The following is a 19,923-nucleotide window of genomic DNA, read 5'->3' as shown; positions in this document are numbered from 1 at the left end:
CTGTGTATATATTATCAAAAACATGGAGAAATGCTTATTTTTGTGCCGATAAGGTAGAAAACTGATTAATAAAACCTATAAAAGAATGAAAAAAGTAAAAGCAGCCATCGTTGGATATGGCAATATCGGGCACTATGTGCTCGAAGCCCTGCAAGCAGCTCCGGACTTTGAAATTGCAGGTGTGGTACGTCGTACAGGTGCTGATAATTGTCCCGAAGAATTGGGGAAATATCCCGTTGTAAAGAATATCCGTGACCTGAAAGATGTAGATGTCGCCATTCTGTGTACACCTACACGTAAGGTGGAAGGGTATGCCAAGGAGATTTTGGCTTTGGGTATCCATACTGTAGATAGCTTTGATATTCACACGGGTATCACGGATCTGCGCCGCACTTTGGATGCTGAGGCTAAAGCTCATAATACTGTTTCTGTTATCTCTGCCGGTTGGGATCCGGGAAGCGACTCTGTTGTTCGTACTTTGCTTGAAGCTATTGCTCCGAAAGGCATCACTTACACGAATTTCGGTCCGGGTATGAGCATGGGGCATACAGTGGCCGTGAAAGCTGTTGAAGGTGTGAAGGCCGCCTTGTCTATGACTATTCCTACGGGAACGGGCATTCATCGCCGCATGGTTTATATTGAGTTGAAAGAAGGCTATGAGTTCGATAAGGTAGCGACAGCTATCAAAGCCGATCCTTATTTTGTGAATGATGAAACTCATGTGAAACTTGTGCCGAGCGTAGATGCATTGCTTGATATGGGGCATGGCGTAAATCTGACTCGTAAAGGGGTATCGGGCAAAACACAAAACCAGCTCTTTGAATTCAATATGCATATCAACAATCCGGCCCTTACGGCTCAGGTATTGGTGTGTGTGGCTCGCGCCTCCATGCGTCAGCAGCCGGGCTGCTATACGATGGTTGAAATTCCGGTTATCGATTTGTTGCCGGGAGATCGCGAGGAGTGGATCGGGCATCTCGTATAATGACATCATTAAAACGCATGGTCTGTTGGAGGCAAACAGGTCATGTGTTTATATAAAGCAGACCATCTGTTTCGTTGGAAGCAGATGGTCTGTTTTATATATGTGTTTCTTTGTTTAGAAAAGGAACCTCAGTATATCATTGAAGTTGGCCCACAGCAACAATCCGAATAGCAGGAACATGCCTACCATCTGTGCGCGTTCCATAAACTTGTCACTGGGCTTGCGGCGTGCCACTATCTCATAGATAAGGAATAATACATGCCCTCCGTCCAGTGCCGGAATGGGTAGTATGTTCATAAAGGCAAGGATAATGGAGAGAAATGCCGTCATATACCAGAACTGATGCCAGTCCCATGTTGCGGGAAAAATACTGCCGATAGTACCGAAACCGCCGAGCTGCTTCGCTCCTTCTTTTGAGAAAAGGTATTTCATTTGTCCGATGTAGCCTTTCAGTGTCTTCACTCCCAAGGCCACGCCTGCGGGGAAGGAAGACAGGAAACTGTAATTCTTTCGTATGACAGGCAATAGCTTGTCGGTTGCCGTACGCGCTGCAATGCCTATTTCATATAGGGAGTCTGTTGTCAGGGTCAGTGTGTCAGCCACTCCGTTGCGTACGTAGGCCAGCGTGATGTCATGGGAGGCGCTGCCTGTTTTCCGGCGGTTCATCATTTCTTCTTTGAAGTCAAAATAAGAAATGACCTTTCCGTCAAGTGCGGTAATGCTGTCGCCCGCTTGCAGGCCGGCTAAAGCAGCAGGGCGTCCGGCAGAAATGCTGTCGATTACAAATGGAAAACGGAAAGAGGCGAAACGCACGCTGTCTGCCAATAGCTTTTCCATCATATCTTCGGGTATGTAAACGGAAGCTTCTTGTCCGCCACGTAGCACAGTTACCTGACGGGCATCTACCACATTGGTCAGAAGGTCACCGTCATAGCGCTCAAAAGGTGTGCCATCGGCAGATACCAATACATCACCGTCACGAAAACCGATATTTTTGGCCGTTTTGTTGAAGTCCATACCCAACGGAGCTTTTTGTACGGGTACATATTCATCGCCCCAAGTGAAAAGTATCATGGAATAGATGAACAATGCCAGCAGGAAATTGAATAATACACCGCCTACCATAATCAATAGGCGTTGCCATGCCGGTTTTGCACGGAATTCCCAAGGTTGCATGGGTTGTTTCATCTGCTCAGTGTCCATGGACTCGTCTATCATACCGGCTATTTTTACATAGCCTCCCAAAGGCAGCCAGCCAATGCCATATTCCGTATCACTGTGCTTGGGCTTGAATTTAAAGAGGGTGAACCACGGGTCGAAGAACAGACAGAATTTCTCAACACGGGTTTTGAAGAGTCGGGCGAAAAGGAAGTGTCCTCCCTCATGAATGATGACGAGCAACGAAAGGCTCATGATGAGTTGAAGGGCACGAATCAAGAATGTTTCCATTAAATTATTTACTATTTTATGATTTACAATTTACTGTTTAATTATCACCTGTTATTTGTTGCTACCATTTCCATCGCGATTTTGCGCGCTTCCTCATCCGTTGCTACATAGTCCTCATAAGTGGGCTTTTGTACAAAGGATACACGGGACATGGTTTTCTCTATCACTTCGCTCATACCGAGGAATGAAATCTCATCGCGCAAGAAGGCTGCAACTACCACTTCATTTGCTGCATTGACGATACAGGGCATATTTCCAGCACGATGCAGTGCTTCATAAGCCAATGCCAGATTGCGGAAACGGGTAGTGTCGGGTTGTTCGAACGTCAGATTCGTACATAGCTTGAAATCCAGACGCGGAAATGAGGCTTTCAGACGTTCGGGATAGGAAAAAGCATACTGAATGGGCAGACGCATGTCCGGCATTCCCAACTGTGCTTTTATGGCGCCATCCTCAAACTGTACCATGGAATGGATGACTGACTGCGGATGTACCACTACTTCTATCTGGTCAGAACGTACGCCGAACAGCCATTTCGCTTCAATTACCTCAAAACCTTTGTTCATCATAGAGGCGGAATCTATGGTGATTTTTGCTCCCATATCCCAATTAGGGTGTTTCAGGGCCTGTGCTTTGGTTACGGTTGCCAGTTGTTTCATTGTACAGGTACGGAACGGGCCGCCGGATGCAGTCAGTATTATCTTTTCTACCGGATTACCCGTTTCTCCGGCCAAACACTGGAAAACAGCGGAATGTTCGGAATCGACAGGTAAAATGGGAGTGCGGTTGAATCGTGCCAGGTCATTGACAAGTTCACCGGCAACCACTAATGTTTCCTTGTTGGCAAGTGCTATGGGTTTACGGGCGCGTATGGCATTCATCGTCGGTTTCAGTCCGGCATAGCCTACCATGGCGGTCAATACCATGTCTATGGGAGTTTCGGTTACAATCTGACAGAGGGCTTCCTCACCGGCATATACCTTGATGGGTAAGTCTGCAAGCGCTTCTTTCAGTTGTGTGTATTTCGCTTCGTTGGCTATTACCACTGCCTCGGGTTTGAACTTCCGTGCCTGGTAGATGAGGTCATCTACACGGTTGTTGGCCGTCAGTACATAGGCTTCGTATTGGTCAGTATGTTCTTCTATGACCTGCAATGCCTGTGTACCGATGGATCCGGTAGAGCCAAGTATGGCTATTTGTTTTTTCATAATTTAAAATACTATATAAAGTTCCGGATTCACTGCTCTTCCTTTATGCCACAACTCAAAATGAAGGTGTGGCCCGGTAGTCAGTTGTCCGGTGTTTCCTACTAATGCGATGGCTTCGCCTCCCGTCACTATATCTCCTTCCCGCTTCAGTAGAGAGCCGCAATGTTTATAGACGGATACGAAGTCCTGATTATGCTGTATTTCTATGAGGTATCCGGTTTCGGCGGTAAAGGTACTCAATATGACTGTTCCGTCCAAAGTTGCCAATACACTTTCACCCGGATTGGATGCAATGTCAGTACCGAAATGTTTCTTCTCGGCATTGAATGGAGATGATATCATTCCCCTGGTAGGACGGTAGAATATCAAGCCATCCACTTCGGGACGGGCTGTGATGGTTGTCAGGTTATATTTTTCCGCATCTTCATATTGTTTCCGGAACTCGGATTCACGTTGTGTGCGTTCCATGAGTGAGTCCTCGCGGAGATTGGTCAGTGAGTCCATGGATTGAATGGTATCGGCTTTTATCTTGCCCTGAAATATATCCTGAATATTCATGATATAAAAATTCTGCCTTTCCACTAATTGTTGAAGTGAATCTGCCCGCAAGGCATTCTCTACCACTTGGGTGCGGATTTCGCTGTTCATATATCCCGGCAGGTAGTTACGCAGAGGAGTAAAGGTAATGATTATAGCCGCTGCCAGAAACAGGATGGTAAGTATGGAAAGCAGTACGGAAATGCCGTTCAGTTTGGATACATGCAGCCCAACCACTTCTTCGAGTGTATTCTCGTTGATAATGGTCAGCTTGTATTTGAACTTGATGTTGTTCCAAAAAGCTTTGCTTCTTTTCTTGTTCTTTTTTATTGCCATTTTATTAAATTCATACTTCTTCTGTTTCTTCCAAAGCCAGCAGTCCTTCCGGTAAGTTCATCGTAATGACTTTGTGCATTTGGTCGATGTCAACGATGAATTCTTCTTGTGCGGGAATCAGCAATTCCTCTCCTTTATGATTCACCACGAACAGGGTATTGATGGTAGATGTATCTACTTCCGCCACTTCTCCAAGTTTGCCGTGATGTATATCTTCCATGCGGAAGCCTGTGAAAAAGTCCCAGCCCAACTCACTTGGCCCTACTTCTTCTGCATGTTTCACGGGAAAATACACCTCTATATTGGTGAACATGCGCGCACGTTCTGCTGTATCTACCCCTTCCAGTTTGACGAGGGCTGTGGTGTCCGAACGGAAACGGTATTCTTCCATGAAAAACGGTACGAATATCCCGTCCAGCAGGCAAATGAGGTATTCAGCCTCTACACGGTCGAAGATGTCATCCGTAAAGGTAAAGGACAATTCCCCGTGAATGCCATGCGGCTTGTTGAACATACCTATTTTATATACTTCCTCTTTGCGTATCATTTCTTTTTAGTTTTTTCTCTGAATAAGCTGATGATAGCTGTCAGTAAAAGCCCCAGTACAATAACACTTTTAATGATATACGGGACAGAGAGGAAATCTTCACCCGGCAGTGTCGCTACGATGAAAAGCGCAACAATGGGTAATATCGTCATCCATTTCTTTTTCATATTCCGTCTTTCCTTTATATTCTTGTTATTCGTGCCCCGAGCGCGTTCAGTCGTCCTTCGATGTTCTGATACCCGCGGTCTATCTGCTCGATGTTGTGAATGCGGCTGATGCCGTCGGCACTCATGGCGGCTATCAGCAAGGCGATGCCGGCACGGATGTCCGGTGACGTCATGTTGCCGCCCCGCAGCTTGAAGCCGTGATTATGTCCGATAACTACGGCACGGTGCGGGTCACACAGAATGATTTGCGCTCCCATATCTATCAGTTTGTCCACAAAGAACAGGCGGCTTTCAAACATTTTCTGATGAATCAGCACACTGCCTTTTGCCTGTGTGGCAACTACCAGCAATACGCTCAGTAAGTCCGGAGTAAGCCCCGGCCAAGGTGCATCGGCAATTGTCATGATAGAACCATCGATGAATGACTCTATCTGGTAAGTATCCTGCGAAGGTATGTGAATGTCATCGCCGCATTGTTCCATCTTGATGCCGAGGCGGCGGAAGCTGTCGGGAATGATACCCAGATTTTCGTATGAAACATTCTTGATGGTCAACTCACTTTTTGTCATGGCTGCCATACCGATGAAACTTCCTACTTCAATCATGTCCGGAAGAATCGTATGCTCTGTTCCATGCAGTTCGTTCACTCCCTCGATGGTGAGCAGGTTGGAAGCGATACCTTCTATTTTTGCGCCCATACGATTCAGCATCCGGCAGAGTTGCTGCACGTAAGGCTCGCAGGCGGCATTGTAAATGGTTGTTTTGCCTTTAGCCAATACAGCCGCCATTACGATGTTGGCTGTTCCTGTTACAGACGCTTCATCAAGCAGCATATAAGTGCCGTATAGCTTTTGGGCTGATATTTCATAGATTTCCCGTTCTTCATTGTAGGTAAATGTGGCTCCCAAGTTCTGAATGCCTATGAAATGAGTGTCAAGGCGTCGTCGGCCTATCTTGTCTCCGCCTGGTTTGGAAATCAGAGCCTTTCCAAAACGGGCTACCATTGGGCCCACCAGCATGACGGAGCCGCGGAGACTGGAGCACTTCTTTAGGAATGCATCGCTTTCCAAATAGGCTAAGTCCACGTTTGCAGCCTGAAAACTAAATGTGTCCATGCCTTTTTTCGCTACATTGACTCCCATATCCCGCATCAATTGGATGAGGTTGTTGACATCCAGTATGTCCGGTACATTATGTACGGTTACCTCACCGGCAGTGAGAAGCGTGGCACAGATAATCTGTAAGACCTCGTTCTTCGCCCCTTGGGGGTAAATGTCACCGGAAAGGCTGTGTCCTCCTTCGATTACAAATGACGCCATGTGCTGATATTTAGTATTTTCGTTTATTGTTCCGGTTATCTCTGCGGTTATTCTGATTGTTCATTTTCGGACGGTAGTTCAGGTCGATCCGTTCTGCCATGAGGCGTACGATATTGTCGGTCATTTGCAGTTTGCCATTGGAAAGTTCGGCGAGGTCATCCGCTATCTTACGGTCATCAACGGTGTCTTTATTCCAGGCGATATAATCTTTTTTCATGTGGTTGCATATCAGCGCAATGAGATTCTGCTTTTCATCTCCTTCGGGAAAATCAATGGCTTTGTCGATAAGCACTTCCAGCGTGCGCCCATAATGGCGATAGCGGATTTTTGTGCTGAGATAGGGCACGTTCTCTGGTTTTGTGTGGAGATTGTCTTTGCGGATAATTTCATACGGATAGTTGATATCCAGTTTGAAATCGGACATGATGGCAAGATGATCCCATAACTTATGTTTGAAATCGGGTACATCACGCAGGTGAGGGAACATATTGCCCATGATGTTGATAATCGTGTTGGCGCAACGCTGGCGTTCTGCACGGTCTTCAATTGTCATTGCATGATCTACCATGTTCTGGATGCTGCGTCCGTATTCCGGCAAGGGCATCCGTTTTTGTTGGGTGTTATATTGCATGTTATTTAATTATTAACATTGAATGTTCAGTGATTATAAAAGTTTCTTTGGCATGCTTGCCACAAACTCTTTCAGATAGAAAGGCTCGAAATAAGCCACATCCTTGAAGTCTTGTTCCGCCATGGCCTTTTCGGCCAAAGGAGACATCATGCCGGCAAGCGGAAGAATGCCGTCGATGAAGTGTGCATTGGGATGTGTGATTTTCTCCTTGCATTTGTCCGCACCGTTGCCGAAGAAAAAGACAGGATGTTTGTCAAGAAACTCCGTGTAGGAGTTCTCGTCCACGATGTCGGCCGCAATATCGCGTATCGGCTTCAAGGCACGGTCGTAGATGGCGGCATAAACCTCCATGCGGCGGGCGTCGAGCATAGGGCACAGTAAGGCGTTTTCGGGAAGCTCGTCGTTGTAAAGCAACACGGGTACACAAAGCACTTTCAAAGTAGGCAGTCCGATAAGGGGGAGGTTGCGCCCGTAGCATATGCCTTTTGCCATAGACACCCCGATACGTAAACCTGTATAAGAACCCGGGCCGCAACTTACGGCTATTGCATTCAGCGGCATGGCATGGCTGTCGGCGAATGATAATGCTTCATCCACAAATACTCCCAATGAAACGGCATGTGAAGGCCCGTTCAGGTCTTCCTTTTTGAATATATTCTGTCCGTCTTCGCTCACTGCTACGGAGCAGGCCGAGGTGGATGTCTCAATATGCAAGATACATGACATAACTTTTATTCTTGATTTTATTGAGGCAAATTTACGTGATTATTTTCACTAATTAAAATAATCATGTAATTTTGCGCAAAACTATAACATTATGATACAATCTATGACGGGCTACGGCAAGGCAACGGTCGAACTGTCCGATAAGAAAATCAACGTTGAAATTAAGTCACTCAACAGTAAGGCGATGGATTTATCCGCCCGCATCGCTCCTCTATACAGGGAAAAGGAGATGGAGATCCGTAATGAAATATCCAAAATGTTGGAACGTGGGAAAGTGGATTTCAGCCTTTGGATTGAAAAGAAAGATGCCGAGCAGCTTGCTACGCCCATCAATCAGGAGTTGATTGAGACTTATTATAAAAGGATCAGGGAAATTTCTGCTATCGCCGGGATTCCTGAACCAGCAGACTGGTTTTCTACTTTGCTCCGCATGCCGGATGTCATGACTAAGAATGAAGTTCAGGAACTGGGCGAAGAAGAATGGGAGGTGGCTCATGCCGCCGTTGAGGAGGCCATCCGTCATCTGGTGGACTTCCGAAAACAGGAAGGAGAGGCTTTGGAAAAAAAATTCCGCGAGAAGATTGCCAATATCGCCCATCTGCTGGAGATTGTCGAACCGTATGAAAAAGAACGGGTTTGCAAAATCAAAGATCGTATCACCGATGCCCTTGAGAAAACTTTGAGCGTGGACTATGATAAGAATCGCTTGGAACAGGAACTTATCTATTACATTGAAAAGCTGGATGTAAACGAAGAAAAACAACGCCTTGGCAACCATCTGAAATATTTTATCAGCACTCTTGAAAGCGGAAGCGGGCAAGGCAAGAAATTGGGATTCATCGCACAGGAGATGGGACGTGAAATCAACACACTGGGCAGCAAGTCCAATCATGCGGAAATGCAGAAGATTGTTGTCCAAATGAAGGATGAACTGGAGCAAATCAAGGAGCAAGTTCTGAATGTAATGTAATCCGTATCTTAACTTTATACAAAATGGGTAAACTGATTATATTCTCTGCCCCCTCCGGGGCGGGTAAGTCAACGATTATCAACTATCTGTTGGCGCAGAATCTGAACCTTTCCTTTTCTATTTCGGCAACCAGCCGTCCGCCTCGAGGAACTGAAAAGGATGGGGTGGAATATTTCTTTCTGACTCCCGATGAGTTTCGCCGCCGCATTGCCAATAATGAGTTTCTGGAGTATGAAGAAGTGTATCAGGATCGTTTTTACGGTACACTGAAGGCAGAGGTGGAGAAGCAATTGGCTGCCGGACAGAATGTAGTGTTTGATGTTGATGTAGTGGGTGGCTGCAATATCAAGAAATACTATGGTGAACGTGCCTTGTCTGTTTTCATTCAGCCTCCCTCGGTGGAAGAATTGCGCAAGCGTCTGGTAGGGCGTGGAACGGATGCTCCTGAAGTGATAGAGAACCGTGTGGCAAAGGCTGAATATGAACTTGGTTTTGTCTCGAAGTTCGACACGGTGATTGTGAATGACGATTTGGAGGCGGCAAAAAGCGAGGCTTTAGGAGTAATCACTCGTTTTCTCAATTCATAATTCATAGCTCATCAAAGTGGAAATAGGAATTTTCAGCGGCTCGTTCAATCCGGTGCATATCGGACATCTGGCTCTCGCCAATTATCTTTGTGAGTACGAGGGGCTGGATGAGGTGTGGTTCATGGTAAGCCCCCATAATCCTCTGAAGAAAGAGGCTGAACTGATGGACGACCAACTTCGTTTGGAGTTGGTGCGGCTTTCCATAGCCGGTTATCCTAAATTCCGCGCTTCTGATTTTGAGTTCCGTTTGCCGCGTCCGTCCTATACTGTCCATACTTTGGATAAGCTGAAACAGACTTATCCGCACGACATTTTTCATCTGATTATAGGAGCCGATAATTGGGCACTCTTTCCTTGCTGGTATCAGTCGGAGCGTATCCTTGCCGAGAATCCGATTCTGGTCTATCCTCGTCCGGGATATGCGGTGGATGCGTCTTCCTTGCCTTTGAATGTAAAGCTGGCTTCTTCTCCTGTGTTCGATATCAGTTCTACTTTTATACGCCGTGCTATGAAGGAAGGCAGAGATGTGCGCTACTTCCTGCATCCGGCAGTATATGAAGCTCTGAAATGAACTGATTCTTTTTCAGCTTCACCTCTTTCATATATTATTTGTTTATTCCAGACACTCGTCCAGATCTTTCATCAGTTGTTCTTTGTCCAGGTGTTGGCCGATAAAGACTATCTTCTGCATACGGTCACCATACTTTTCGTCCCAGTCACGCATCAGGCCGGGTTCTTGCTGCATCAGCCGGATGAGGTCTTCTTCGGGGGCGGTGGCATACCATTGTCCGGCTTCGGTTATCTTCTTCTGTACACCTGCCTGTTCAAAGAGGAAGGACATGTCACGGTTGTTGCTGAAGTAGCAGACGCCTTTGGCGCGGATGACGTTGCGGGGCCACTTGGTGGAGACGAAACGGTCGAATTTATGTATATCGAAGGCCGGCCGGCGGTAATAGACAAATGTGCCGATGCCATATTCTTCCACTTCGCCGCCTTCGTGATGGTGGTGGTGCTCATGTTCTTCTTCCTCGTGATGGTGGTGTCCGTGTGCTTTTGCTTCTTTTTCTTCTTCGGTGGTTGCCTGTCGTTCTATTTCACGAATCCATCCGGCGGCGGTTGCGGCACGCTCAAAATTGAACATGTGGGTATGGATGATTTTCTCCAGATCCACTTCGGCATAATCACATTCTATGATTTCGGCTCCGGGCTGTAGAGTGCGGATGATTTGCCGGATGCGTTGCAGTTCTTCGGGCTTCACTTCGGAGGCTTTGTTCAGCAGAATAATGTTGCAAAACTCAATTTGCTGGATGATGAGGCTCTCTATATCTTCTTCGTCAAGCACCTTGCTGGTAAGGTCACTACCACATGAAAACTCGCTTTGCAGGCGTAGGGCATCTACCACGGTGGTGATGCAGTCCAGACGGCAGATGCCGTGTTTGGTGTAAGCGCCGCCCATGTGGGGAATGGAGCAGAGGGTTTGGGCGATGGGTTCGGGCTCACAGATGCCGCTGGCCTCAATGACAATGTAGTCAAAGCGTTTCATCTTCATGATGTCGAGCATCTGTTCTATCAGGTCAGTCTTCAGAGTACAGCAGATGCAACCGTTCTGCAAGGCTACGAGGCTGTCGTCTTTCTTGCCTACGATGCCGCCCTTCTGTATGAGGTCTGCGTCAATGTTCACCTCACCGATGTCATTGACGATGACGGCAAACCTGATGCCTTGCCGGTTGGTGAGAATGTGGTTTACTAAAGTTGTTTTGCCGCTGCCCAGATAGCCGGTCAGCAGCAGTACGGGAATGTCCATTGTTTCCATTGCTGTATATTAAATTAAGTACAAATCATATTTCATGCTGCAATGCTTTCAAAAGGAAGATTGCAATGCGGATATGCAAAAATACCGATTATATTTCAGTATTTCTCCACGTACTAAGGTTATTCTTAATTGTAAGCACGATATTTGGCGGGTGAGCAATTCTCGTGTTTTTTAAATTGCCTGCTGAAGTGGGTGGGGTATTACATTTTTCGGACACAAATATACCACTATTTCCAACCCCCTGTTCCAATTCCATTTCATTATCTGTAATTATGGCAATACTTTCTGTAATAATGTTGGATGTAAATATTTTTTGCCATCTGAAGTCTGCTCCGGACACATCGCCCACTACCCCCTCCAGGACACCTTCTGAGAGGGGGTACAATGAGTCAGGGACTGAACGGCATTCACTCAGGAACTGAATGCCTTTCAGTCCCTGAGTGAATGCCGTTCAGTCAGTGAGTGAAACAAGAATCCTTCATCGGGCGGATGTTTTCTGCTATTATTCTTTCTGCAAATTTTACCAATAAGTAGCGGATTCCTTTTTTCTGCTTGATAAGGGCTTTTGCGGCTGGATAGTCTTTCTGTACTCGGTGGGACTGACGCCTAAATGCCTCTGCACATAGCGGCTGAAGTAGGACAAGGAAGTGAAGTGAAACTCGTCCGAAATCTGCGATAAGGACAGTTTGCTGTTCTTCAGATACTCTATCAGCATGGGCACGGCGTGCCGGTCAATCAGAGCCGATACGCTGATACCTGTCTGCCGGCGTACCACATTGCTCAGGTACTTGGGCGTTACGTTCAGCAGTCCGGCATAATATGCCACTTCCCGGTTTTGCTTGCACCTTCCACTCGAAAGCAGGGAGACAAGTTGGCTCACCAAGTCCGTCTTCCGTTCCGTCGCTTCATTCTGCCGGTGGCTTTTGGCATGAAAATCAAACAAATCATAAATCATGGTCAAAGCCAGACTGCCCACCATCTCATTGTAAAACGAATGGTTGCTGTCTCCGATGCGGTCTCTCAGCCTCCGGAAGTCATGAAGAAGCGTCCGGGCATCGGCATCCGACAGATGAATGACCGGATTGTCCCAAAGGCTGATACAACCGCCCACACCGTAATGATTGGCGGGGAGCTGGTTGTAAAGAAAATCCAGTGGGGCAAGGATGTACTCTATTTGCAGGTCTTCATCCGTCTGCCAATCCTCCAGTAAGTCGGGACGTGAAAGGACTATCGCATCATTCTGCCGGAAAGAGAAAATGTTGCCGTTGAATGTGAAGCTTCCTTCTCCCGACAGGCACAGCAGATGCAGGCACACTCCTTTATGCAAGTATCTGCTCAGTTCCGAAACGTCTGTGGAATAGACTATTTCGCACCGCTTCTTAGGTTCTTCCGTTTGCTTCATGGAGGCAAAGTTACACTGTTTTTCCAAGAAAGAAGCATTTTGATGAATAAATGAAAACTTGCACGCTATCAGTGAAACCGAGATGGAGGCCGGACGCTGTATCTTTGCACCCGAAAGATAAAACTATATAAGAATGAATACATTAATCGCTTACTATTCACGTCGCGGGCAAAACTACGTCAGCGGAAGTATCAAGGATTTAAAGATTGGCAATACCGAAGCTGTAGCCAAAATGATTCAAGCGCAAATGGATGCAGATTTATTTGAGATAGAAACAGTGGATACCTATCCCGATGATTATATGCCATCATTCCATTTTGTACCCATGAGGGCAGTGGCATGGGACACAGCGAAGCGGACATCCGAAAGGTCTGTCCTACTGCAACCGTGTTGAAGGGTACAGCGATTCACGGCACATCTGCTCCCACGGCAAAATCGGCAGCTACTGCCATTGCAAAAATGGCGGAGTAATCTCTGGAATATGGAGAATGAGCTCATGTGCGGCAAGCTTCCTAAGGGTTCCTTTTCACATCGCCGTTCCAGATAGATTTTGGATGTAACTTCATATTGGTAATCAATGTGTTTGCCAATCATGGATTGACAGTGATGTCACCCGACTCTGCAATCTTTATGATGATACAAAGTCGGGATTTTTTCGGCTTTACATATCTATTATTACCGGTAGTGGCTATATATCCGTAATATCGTTAAACCTATCAGTAATAATGGTATAGACTTTACCACAGAATGTAAGTACATTTGCAATGTCAATTCAGATAATTACTATTTAAATAATAAAAGAACAATGAAAGATGTAATGATATTGACCGGAGCAGGCCAGATAGGTATGGCCATCGCCCGTCGTATGGGAACGGGAAAGAAAATCGTACTCGGTGACAAGAGTATAAAGAATGCAGAAGACATCGCTGGCATAATGAGCAATGCCGGATTTGATGTAGTACCCATGGAGATGGATTTATCTTCACGCTCCTCCATATCGGGATTGATAGCGGAGGCTCAAAGGCAGGGGGAAATAACGATGCTGGTAAATGCGGCAGGGGTATCACCCAGCCAGGCATCTGTCGAAACCATATTGAAGGTGGATTTATATGGCACGGCGGTATTGCTTGAAGAAGTGGGTAAAGTCATCAAAGAGGGCGGAGTCGGCATCACGATTTCCAGCCAGTCGGGACACCGTATGCCTGCACTCTCTCCTGAAGTTGACGAGCAACTCGCTACTACCCCAACAGAAGAGTTGCTGTCGCTTGAAGTGCTGCAACCGCAAAATATCCACGACACTCTTCATGCCTATCAGATGGCGAAACGTTGCAACGTAAAGCGTGTCATGGCGGAAGCCGTGAAATGGGGCGAACGGGGGGCACGCATCAATTCCATCTCTCCGGGCATCATCGTCACTCCGCTTGCCATAGACGAATTTAACGGACCTCGTGGCGATTTCTACATGAATATGTTCGCCAAGTGTCCTGCAGGTCGTCCCGGCACGGCAGATGAGGTGGCAAATGTAGCAGAGTTGCTGATGAGCGGCAAAGGCGCATTCATTACCGGGGCAGACTTCCTGATTGACGGCGGAGCGACGGCTTCTTATTTCTATGGACCGCTGAAGCCCGGAAAATAAGTGTAACCATTTTAAAAATCACTGAATCATGAAGAAATTTGAACAGGCAAAGACTTCTGTATTGTCATGGCTGAAAAGGTTGAAGCTATGAAATTCAGGAGAGGAGGCACTTTGTAAAACAGGAAACTCTCTATAAGGCAATGACAAATGACGAGCCGAGTGTCAGCGTGTTCATCCATTCCTTACTGCCCGTGCTGTGGGGTGGCAACAGGTTATAATCTAAGAAGACACGGAAGCCGAAGTGCTCTTTGGCTTTGTAGTTGATGAAGACTCCGCTTCCAAAGCTCATCCCGCTACTGTCTTTTACGGTCATTTCATTCAGTTTTAGTTTGGGGTAGTGAATGAAGCCTGCCAGCAACTTGCTGCCTACCTGCCAACGTGGAGTGATGGGACAGGATACGTACGGACCGGCGGAATAGGACAGGGCGTCGAACGTATTGTCTTGTGCTTCATTCCCATTTACGATGATATGCATGTTGGTAATCGTGAACCTTCCGCCAAAGCCGATGTAAGGGTTGAGAAAATAAGCGCCTTCCAGACCTGCCGTGCTGCCCGAAGAGGTGCTGAAGGTGGTGTTTTCGTTCAGGTCGTACTGGCTTAGGGGGAGGTTAAAACCAAGGTATAATCCCAGAAATGAGGGTGGCTGCATTTTGTCAAATTCATCTTGGCGGGTAGCTGCGGTGTTCAATCCTTTATCTTTGAATAACAGGTCGGCCAGGTAGTAACCCAGTTCTGTGGAGAGGATGCCGATTCCGGCCCCGGTCAGTATGTCGCTGAGCCAATGTTTGTTGTTGGCCATACGCAGCAGTCCCGTGGCCGAGGCCACGGTGTAAGCTCCTGCACCTATCCACGGACTTTTGTGCCCGTATTCACGGTTCAGCATAGTAGCGGTCATGAAGGCGGTGGCGGTGTGTCCGGAGGGGAAGGAATGCTTGTTGGAGCCATCGGGACGTTCCACTTGTGTGCTGTGCTTCAGCGTATTTACGGTTGCGGCCATTAGCAGTCCGGCCAGAGCGTCGGAAGCGATCATTCGTCCCCATGAACTGCGGCTTTCCACTCCCGATAGCTTCAGCCCCAGCATGGTGGCGGCAGGAGCGTATTGCAGATAGTCGTCTATGTGGCGTCTGAAGGTGGGCATGTAGTCGTTGCGCAAGCTGCGGAAATGATTGTCTTGGTTTTTCACTATCATTCCGCCGATGATGAGAGGTGCGCCCACATAGGTCATTTGGAAGAGGCGGGAGGCGGACATCCTGTCTATGTTTCGTTCTATCCGGCGTGTGTGGACACAGAGGCTGTCGGCTGTGGTGGCTTGCAGGGTAGTGCAGAGGCAGAGCAGGAGTATCGGAATAATCGTTTCCATGCGTTTGCTGTTGAGATTGAGGTTTGTCATTGTATCTGTATTTTATAACGATTCATCATAATTGAGATTCTGCTTAGCCTTTTTGGGAGTGCTTCCAAAGCTCCATACCGCCCCGATATAGAAGATGCGCGGGTCACGACGCTGCTCTACACGTTGCTTCAGTTGGGGGGTGTCGATGGTATAGACTTTCTTAAAGGTGTTGAACACATCGGAAATGGTGGCCATCAGTGAGAGGCGGGTCCGGGGTATCTCGTACTTCATGCCCACATTGGTGATGAAAGTGCCTTCGCGCTTGCCTTGTGGCAATAGTGAGGAAGATATGTAGCGCGAGTTGAGTTGCAGCATCCAGCCTTCAAGCAGGTTGAAGTTGGCGTTCAGCGATGCGCTCCAGGCCAAGTCATTCTTATTCTTTCCATATCCTAACTTCTCGGCGTTTATTTGGTTGTAGAAGCCGTTGCCGCTTAGGTTGATAGTAGCCCATTTGCCTATGTGCGTGTTCATTATCAGCTCAAGTCCGGCAGAGGAGCTTGAATTGAGGTTCTCTTTGGTGGTGAGTAGGATGGAGTTGTTGAGATACTTGGTGACAGTGGTAAGCTTGTTGGTGACATAGTGGTAATAGAGTGTTCCCAACAGGGTGGTTCCGCCATTCTGCCATTGATAGCCGGCTTCGATGGAGTGTATCTTCTCCGGTTTGAGGTATGGATTGCCAGCCTTCAGACTGAGTGGATTCTGGTATTCGGGAAACGGATTCATGTCTTCGCCGTCAGGACGGTTGACGCGCAGGCTGTAATTCAGTTGCAGTTCGTTGCGTTCGTCAAGTTTGTAGGAGGTGTGTAGGGTGGGATATACCATGAAATAGTTGTTCGTCACGACGCTGTCCAGAGTGAAAAGCTGTGACTTTATCATCATGTACTCCGGCCGGATACCGAGCAGCATACCCAGTTTGTCTTGCTTATATTCGAGCGTGGCATATATGGCTTGGTTGTTCTGACGATTGGTGAAGTCACTTGTCTTTTGCAGATCGGGCACGAAGGCATTGCCCTCAGAGTTTTGCACATAGAAGTTCAGGTCAGTCTTCAACAAGTCGGCCTCATAGCCGAGATTCAGTTTCAGATGGCTGCTCAGTGTCCGGCTATAGGTGGCACGGATGAGGTGCTGATAGTAGGCTTGCCATATCTGGGTGTTGTCACGTGTTTCAGGACCGGACAAAGAGAAAGTCTTATACTTGTTGTCTTCCAGCCCTTCCATCAAGGAATAGTTGTAGTCTATGGTCAACAGATGACCTTCACCAAAGGTGTGGGTATAGACAGCGCCTGCTTCGGCTTGCTTGGTTTTCTCATTATCGTGGCGGTAGCGGATGGACTGTGCAAGGACGTTATGCGTTTCGTCTTGGGTGGTGGCGGTGATGTCTTCTGTTCTCAAAAAGGTACGACGGTTGTAGCCTCCGCTGAGTTGCAGGGTGTTGCTGTTGTTGATGTTCCAGTCCATTCCGGCACGGACGATGTGTGACAGGGGACGTGCTCGACTATTGGTGGGTTGAGAGATGTAGGACAGGCTGCCATCGTTTTGGGTGCGGTTATCGGTGGTGGTGCGGTCGCGATGGTCATAGCGTATGCCGTAGGTGGCAAAGAGGTTGACGCGTCCGGTGTTGTAGTTGAGGGAAGTGCCGGCATTGGCTCGTCCCTGCGATCCGATGTTGGCGGTGGCGTTTCCGTTGAAGCCTGCTGTGCGTTGCTTTTTCATCACAATGTTGATGATGCCACTTACGCCGTCGGGCTTGTATTGTGCCGAGGGGTTGGTGATGATTTCCACCCGTTCGATGTCGTTGGCTGGAAGTTGTTGAAGCACGTCGGCACGGGTGCGGGCATTCATAAGGGTGGAAGGTTTGCCGTTTATCAGGATTTCCACATTCTCATTGCCACGCAAACTGATGTTGCCTTCCACATCCACCTGCACCGAGGGGATGTTCTGCATTAGGTCGCTGGCCGATCCGGAAGCACTCATCAGGTCTTGTCCCACGTTGAACACTTTCTTGTCGATGCTCTGCACATAGGTGGACTTCTTGCCTTTCACCACTACCTCGTCCAATTGCTGTGCAGAGGGGATGAGGTAGAGTTTGCCGAGGTTGATGATATTCCGGTTATTCTTTATCGTAAAGGGTGCGGTCTTTTGTTTCTCATAGCCGATATAGCTGAACTGAATGTAGTAGTTTCCTTGAGACAGGCCTTGGATGGAGAAACAGCCTTTGGCGTTGCTGACGGTTCCGGTGATAAACTTGTCCGTAGTCGCTTGGTAGATGCCGACGTTGGCAAACTCCACAGGCGTGTTTGTCGTCTTCTCCAGAATAGTACCTTTCACATTGTCGGGAAGAACGCCGGCCACTGCTTGTACCAGAATGGTACAGAGGCAGAGTGTCAGCGATAAAATCATCTTTTTCATTGTTTCTTTGTATTTCCGGCAAAAGTAAGAGGCGATTTTGTGGAAATATTGAAGATTATTCTTATTGTTCCCTCATTTTTACCGTAAACAGATGTTGTCCGTCTTCGTAGTCGTATCTGATTTTCCATCCGTGGTAGTCGCAGATGGCTTTGACAATGGAGAGTCCCAGCCCGTTACCCTTTATCTTCTCTGAGGGGCGGTAGAAGCGGTTGAAGATGAGATGAGAGTCCAGTGCGGTCTCGCTTGAGGTGTTGGATACGGTAAGTTCGTCACCTATCAGGTAGATGTTGATGCTTCCGCCGGAGGGCTTGTTGTGGCGCACGGCGTTGACAAAGAGATTGTAGGCCAGACTCTCGAACAAGGTTGTATTGCCTTGTACAATCAGCGGTGGCTCGGCGAAGGAATGACGGATACTGATGTCTTGAGCCAGATCTTGCAGCGTGGGCAGGAGGTGGTTCAGCAGTTCGGTGACGTTGATATTATCCTGCTGCTTGTATTGGCTGTTCTCTATTTTGGCCAGCAACAGTAGATTACGGTTGAGGCGGGTAAGGCGGGCGGAGGTCTGGTAGAGGTTTTGGATACAGTCGGCCTGTTCTTCTGTCAGGTTGGGCTGTTGCAGCAACAGGTCGAGTTTGCTTTGGAATACGGCCAGAGGGGTTTGGAGTTCGTGCGAGGCATTTTCAGTGAACTCTTTCTGCATGCAGTAGCTCTTCAGGCTGTTGTCCATCAGTCGGTTCAGCGCACGGTTCAGCCGGTCGAATTCTTTAATATCGCTACCCGGTAGGGTGGGCAAAGTTCCGTCTTCCAGATGGAAGTGCTCCATGACCTTCAGCGTTTCGTCGAAGGGAATCCACAGGCGGCGGGAAATGAAGCGCATCATCAGTACGATGGCTATGCCCAGCACGCAGCTTATCAGGGCGAATTGTAACATCAGGCCTTTCATGATGTCGCGCTCCAGATCAATTTGGGGCATGGGGTGTCCGTTCTGTATCACTTCGATGAGGTCTATCATGTCTTCGGCATAGAAGTGTTTAGTGAGTAGATAGAATAGCGGCGTGGTGAGCAGCAGGATGATGACGGTGCAGATGATGAACTGCGTGAGTGTCTTGCGGAGGAGGCTGGTGGTTTTCATGTTTCGCTCCATTTATATCCTGTGCCATAGACGTTCTTGATGCAGTCTGTGCAGCCGGCTTCGGAGAGTTTGGCTTTGAGGTTCTTGATGTGGGTATAGACGAAGTCATGACTGTCCATCATGTCGGCCATATCGCCGCTGAGATGCTCGGCCATGGATCCTTTGGACACCACACGGTTTTTGTTGCCTATGAGGAATAGCAATAGCTCATATTCCATACGGGTTAGTATTACCTCCTGCCGGCCTACGCTGACGGTCTTGTTCAGCAGGTTGATATCGATGCCGTTGCTTTGTAGCGTGTTGCTGACGGACAGTTCCTTGCGTCGGATGATGGCATAGATACGCATGCTTAGTTCGGGTAGGTGGAAGGGTTTGGCCAGATAGTCGTCAGCACCTATCTTCAGGCCGCTTACCTTGTCGTCCAGCGAGTCTTTGGCGGAGATAATGATGACACCTACGGGATTCTTCTGATTGCGGATGTCGCGCAGTATGTCAAGACCGCTTCCGCCGGGCAGCATCAAATCCAGCAGGATGCAGTCGTATTCATAGTCGGTCACTTTCAGCCGGGCGCTGTCGTAGGTGAAAGCCTGCTCGCAGAGGTAACTTTCGGTGCTGAGGTAGGACACGATACTGTCTGAAAGTTCCTTTTCGTCTTCGATGATAAGTAGTTTCATGGTTG

20 protein-coding genes are annotated in these 19,923 nt (G+C 47.8%); 6 read left to right on the top strand and 14 right to left on the bottom strand.

Features of this window, described 5'->3' with window-relative positions:
- Window positions 1–85 precede the first annotated feature (85 nt).
- Window positions 86–985 carry a diaminopimelate dehydrogenase gene (locus BACHE_RS15900; protein ID WP_013548733.1) on the top strand — a complete coding sequence of 300 codons (900 nt, stop codon included), beginning with the start codon at window positions 86–88 and terminating at the stop codon, window positions 983–985.
- Between the two features lie 114 nt (window positions 986–1,099).
- Here the strand turns inward: BACHE_RS15900 and rseP are convergent, their stop codons facing one another.
- From rseP to tsaB, 8 genes are read right to left on the bottom strand one after another with little or no spacing between them, the layout of a single operon-like run.
- Window positions 1,100–2,434 (bottom strand): RIP metalloprotease RseP, encoded by a 1,335-nt coding sequence (rseP, locus tag BACHE_RS15895; protein ID WP_013548732.1) that lies wholly within the window; start codon window positions 2,432–2,434, stop codon window positions 1,100–1,102.
- A 44-nt stretch (window positions 2,435–2,478) separates the two neighbouring features.
- Window positions 2,479–3,642, bottom strand: coding sequence for a 1-deoxy-D-xylulose-5-phosphate reductoisomerase (locus BACHE_RS15890; protein WP_013548731.1), 1,164 nt, complete (start codon window positions 3,640–3,642; stop codon window positions 2,479–2,481).
- A gap of 3 nt (window positions 3,643–3,645) precedes the next feature.
- The gene (locus tag BACHE_RS15885; RefSeq protein ID WP_013548730.1) at window positions 3,646–4,515 is read right to left on the bottom strand and encodes a M23 family metallopeptidase; all 870 of its coding nucleotides are present in this window, start codon (window positions 4,513–4,515) and stop codon (window positions 3,646–3,648) included.
- A gap of 10 nt (window positions 4,516–4,525) precedes the next feature.
- Window positions 4,526–5,062 carry a ribosome maturation factor RimM gene (gene rimM, locus BACHE_RS15880; RefSeq protein ID WP_013548729.1) on the bottom strand — a complete coding sequence of 179 codons (537 nt, stop codon included), beginning with the start codon at window positions 5,060–5,062 and terminating at the stop codon, window positions 4,526–4,528.
- A complete protein-coding gene (locus tag BACHE_RS17655) occupies window positions 5,059–5,229 on the bottom strand; it encodes a hypothetical protein (RefSeq protein ID WP_013548728.1) in 171 nt (56 codons plus the stop codon). The genes rimM and BACHE_RS17655 overlap by 4 nt, the downstream gene beginning before the upstream one ends.
- A gap of 14 nt (window positions 5,230–5,243) precedes the next feature.
- A complete protein-coding gene (gene murA / locus BACHE_RS15875; RefSeq protein WP_013548727.1) occupies window positions 5,244–6,548 on the bottom strand; it encodes a UDP-N-acetylglucosamine 1-carboxyvinyltransferase in 1,305 nt (434 codons plus the stop codon).
- 10 nt (window positions 6,549–6,558) lie between these two features.
- Window positions 6,559–7,179, bottom strand: coding sequence for a DUF4290 domain-containing protein (locus tag BACHE_RS15870; protein ID WP_013548726.1), 621 nt, complete (start codon window positions 7,177–7,179; stop codon window positions 6,559–6,561).
- 33 nt (window positions 7,180–7,212) lie between these two features.
- On the bottom strand, window positions 7,213–7,905 hold the full coding sequence (gene tsaB / locus BACHE_RS15865; protein WP_013548725.1) for a tRNA (adenosine(37)-N6)-threonylcarbamoyltransferase complex dimerization subunit type 1 TsaB: 693 nt from the start codon (window positions 7,903–7,905) through the stop codon (window positions 7,213–7,215).
- A 91-nt stretch (window positions 7,906–7,996) separates the two neighbouring features.
- Here tsaB and BACHE_RS15860 point away from each other — a divergent pair, with 91 nt between their 5' ends.
- The 3 genes from BACHE_RS15860 to nadD are packed head-to-tail and all read left to right on the top strand — an operon-like array spanning window position 7,997 to window position 10,033.
- Window positions 7,997–8,875, top strand: coding sequence for a YicC/YloC family endoribonuclease (locus tag BACHE_RS15860; protein ID WP_013548724.1), 879 nt, complete (start codon window positions 7,997–7,999; stop codon window positions 8,873–8,875).
- Window positions 8,876–8,898: 23 nt separating this feature from the next.
- Window positions 8,899–9,462: a guanylate kinase gene (gene gmk / locus BACHE_RS15855; protein WP_013548723.1), complete on the top strand. Its 564-nt coding sequence runs from the start codon at window positions 8,899–8,901 to the stop codon at window positions 9,460–9,462.
- A 16-nt stretch (window positions 9,463–9,478) separates the two neighbouring features.
- The gene (gene nadD, locus BACHE_RS15850) at window positions 9,479–10,033 is read left to right on the top strand and encodes a nicotinate (nicotinamide) nucleotide adenylyltransferase (protein ID WP_013548722.1); all 555 of its coding nucleotides are present in this window, start codon (window positions 9,479–9,481) and stop codon (window positions 10,031–10,033) included.
- Window positions 10,034–10,075: 42 nt separating this feature from the next.
- Here the strand turns inward: nadD and BACHE_RS15845 are convergent, their stop codons facing one another.
- Both BACHE_RS15845 and BACHE_RS15835 read right to left on the bottom strand, forming a co-directional pair.
- On the bottom strand, window positions 10,076–11,275 hold the full coding sequence (locus tag BACHE_RS15845) for a GTP-binding protein (RefSeq protein WP_013548721.1): 1,200 nt from the start codon (window positions 11,273–11,275) through the stop codon (window positions 10,076–10,078).
- A gap of 520 nt (window positions 11,276–11,795) precedes the next feature.
- A complete protein-coding gene (locus BACHE_RS15835) occupies window positions 11,796–12,704 on the bottom strand; it encodes a helix-turn-helix domain-containing protein (protein WP_245530904.1) in 909 nt (302 codons plus the stop codon).
- A gap of 106 nt (window positions 12,705–12,810) precedes the next feature.
- On the opposite strand from BACHE_RS15835, the gene BACHE_RS15830 reads away from it, so the two are divergent.
- Together BACHE_RS15830 and BACHE_RS15825 are read left to right on the top strand one after the other, a co-directional pair.
- Entirely contained in the window at window positions 12,811–13,071 is a 261-nt protein-coding gene (locus tag BACHE_RS15830) for an NADPH-dependent FMN reductase family protein (protein ID WP_013548719.1), read from the top strand.
- 411 nt (window positions 13,072–13,482) lie between these two features.
- Entirely contained in the window at window positions 13,483–14,313 is an 831-nt protein-coding gene (locus tag BACHE_RS15825; RefSeq protein WP_013548718.1) for an SDR family oxidoreductase, read from the top strand.
- 130 nt (window positions 14,314–14,443) lie between these two features.
- On the opposite strand, the gene BACHE_RS15820 is transcribed toward BACHE_RS15825, so the two are convergent.
- The 4 genes from BACHE_RS15820 to BACHE_RS15805 all read right to left on the bottom strand — a co-directional run bounded on the left by BACHE_RS15820 (window position 14,444) and on the right by BACHE_RS15805 (window position 19,918).
- Entirely contained in the window at window positions 14,444–15,703 is a 1,260-nt protein-coding gene (locus BACHE_RS15820; protein ID WP_013548717.1) for a phosphatase PAP2 family protein, read from the bottom strand.
- A 12-nt stretch (window positions 15,704–15,715) separates the two neighbouring features.
- Window positions 15,716–18,112, bottom strand: a complete 2,397-nt coding sequence (locus BACHE_RS15815) for a TonB-dependent receptor (protein WP_041579495.1) — start codon at window positions 18,110–18,112, stop codon at window positions 15,716–15,718.
- A gap of 61 nt (window positions 18,113–18,173) precedes the next feature.
- Window positions 18,174–19,244 carry a sensor histidine kinase gene (locus tag BACHE_RS15810; protein WP_013548715.1) on the bottom strand — a complete coding sequence of 357 codons (1,071 nt, stop codon included), beginning with the start codon at window positions 19,242–19,244 and terminating at the stop codon, window positions 18,174–18,176.
- Complete coding sequence (locus tag BACHE_RS15805; RefSeq protein ID WP_013548714.1) at window positions 19,241–19,918, bottom strand: response regulator transcription factor; 678 nt, start codon at window positions 19,916–19,918, stop codon at window positions 19,241–19,243. Before BACHE_RS15805 ends, BACHE_RS15810 begins: the two co-directional genes overlap by 4 nt.
- Between the last annotated feature and the right edge of the window lie 5 nt (window positions 19,919–19,923).

It is taken from the genome of Bacteroides helcogenes P 36-108 (assembly GCF_000186225.1).
GTDB lineage: Bacteria > Bacteroidota > Bacteroidia > Bacteroidales > Bacteroidaceae > Bacteroides > Bacteroides helcogenes.
This window is presented reverse-complemented; position numbering and strand designations above follow the sequence as displayed.

Excerpts from the sequence above, each read along its gene's own strand:
- rimM (WP_013548729.1), bottom strand. The coding sequence starts at position 5,062 with ATGATACGCAAAGAGGAAGTATATAAAATAGGTATGTTCAACAAGCCG.
- BACHE_RS15870 (WP_013548726.1), bottom strand. The coding sequence starts at position 7,179 with ATGCAATATAACACCCAACAAAAACGGATGCCCTTGCCGGAATACGGA.
- murA (WP_013548727.1), bottom strand. The coding sequence starts at position 6,548 with ATGGCGTCATTTGTAATCGAAGGAGGACACAGCCTTTCCGGTGACATT.
- BACHE_RS15815 (WP_041579495.1), bottom strand. The coding sequence starts at position 18,112 with ATGAAAAAGATGATTTTATCGCTGACACTCTGCCTCTGTACCATTCTG.
- BACHE_RS15825 (WP_013548718.1), top strand. The coding sequence starts at position 13,483 with ATGAAAGATGTAATGATATTGACCGGAGCAGGCCAGATAGGTATGGCC.
- BACHE_RS15830 (WP_013548719.1), top strand. The coding sequence starts at position 12,811 with ATGAATACATTAATCGCTTACTATTCACGTCGCGGGCAAAACTACGTC.
- BACHE_RS15820 (WP_013548717.1), bottom strand. The coding sequence starts at position 15,703 with ATGACAAACCTCAATCTCAACAGCAAACGCATGGAAACGATTATTCCG.
- BACHE_RS15810 (WP_013548715.1), bottom strand. The coding sequence starts at position 19,244 with ATGAAAACCACCAGCCTCCTCCGCAAGACACTCACGCAGTTCATCATC.
- tsaB (WP_013548725.1), bottom strand. The coding sequence starts at position 7,905 with ATGTCATGTATCTTGCATATTGAGACATCCACCTCGGCCTGCTCCGTA.
- BACHE_RS15845 (WP_013548721.1), bottom strand. The coding sequence starts at position 11,275 with ATGGAAACAATGGACATTCCCGTACTGCTGCTGACCGGCTATCTGGGC.
- rseP (WP_013548732.1), bottom strand. The coding sequence starts at position 2,434 with ATGGAAACATTCTTGATTCGTGCCCTTCAACTCATCATGAGCCTTTCG.
- gmk (WP_013548723.1), top strand. The coding sequence starts at position 8,899 with ATGGGTAAACTGATTATATTCTCTGCCCCCTCCGGGGCGGGTAAGTCA.
- BACHE_RS15900 (WP_013548733.1), top strand. The coding sequence starts at position 86 with ATGAAAAAAGTAAAAGCAGCCATCGTTGGATATGGCAATATCGGGCAC.
- BACHE_RS15890 (WP_013548731.1), bottom strand. The coding sequence starts at position 3,642 with ATGAAAAAACAAATAGCCATACTTGGCTCTACCGGATCCATCGGTACA.
- BACHE_RS15805 (WP_013548714.1), bottom strand. The coding sequence starts at position 19,918 with ATGAAACTACTTATCATCGAAGACGAAAAGGAACTTTCAGACAGTATC.
- BACHE_RS15885 (WP_013548730.1), bottom strand. The coding sequence starts at position 4,515 with ATGGCAATAAAAAAGAACAAGAAAAGAAGCAAAGCTTTTTGGAACAAC.
- BACHE_RS15860 (WP_013548724.1), top strand. The coding sequence starts at position 7,997 with ATGATACAATCTATGACGGGCTACGGCAAGGCAACGGTCGAACTGTCC.
- BACHE_RS17655 (WP_013548728.1), bottom strand. The coding sequence starts at position 5,229 with ATGAAAAAGAAATGGATGACGATATTACCCATTGTTGCGCTTTTCATC.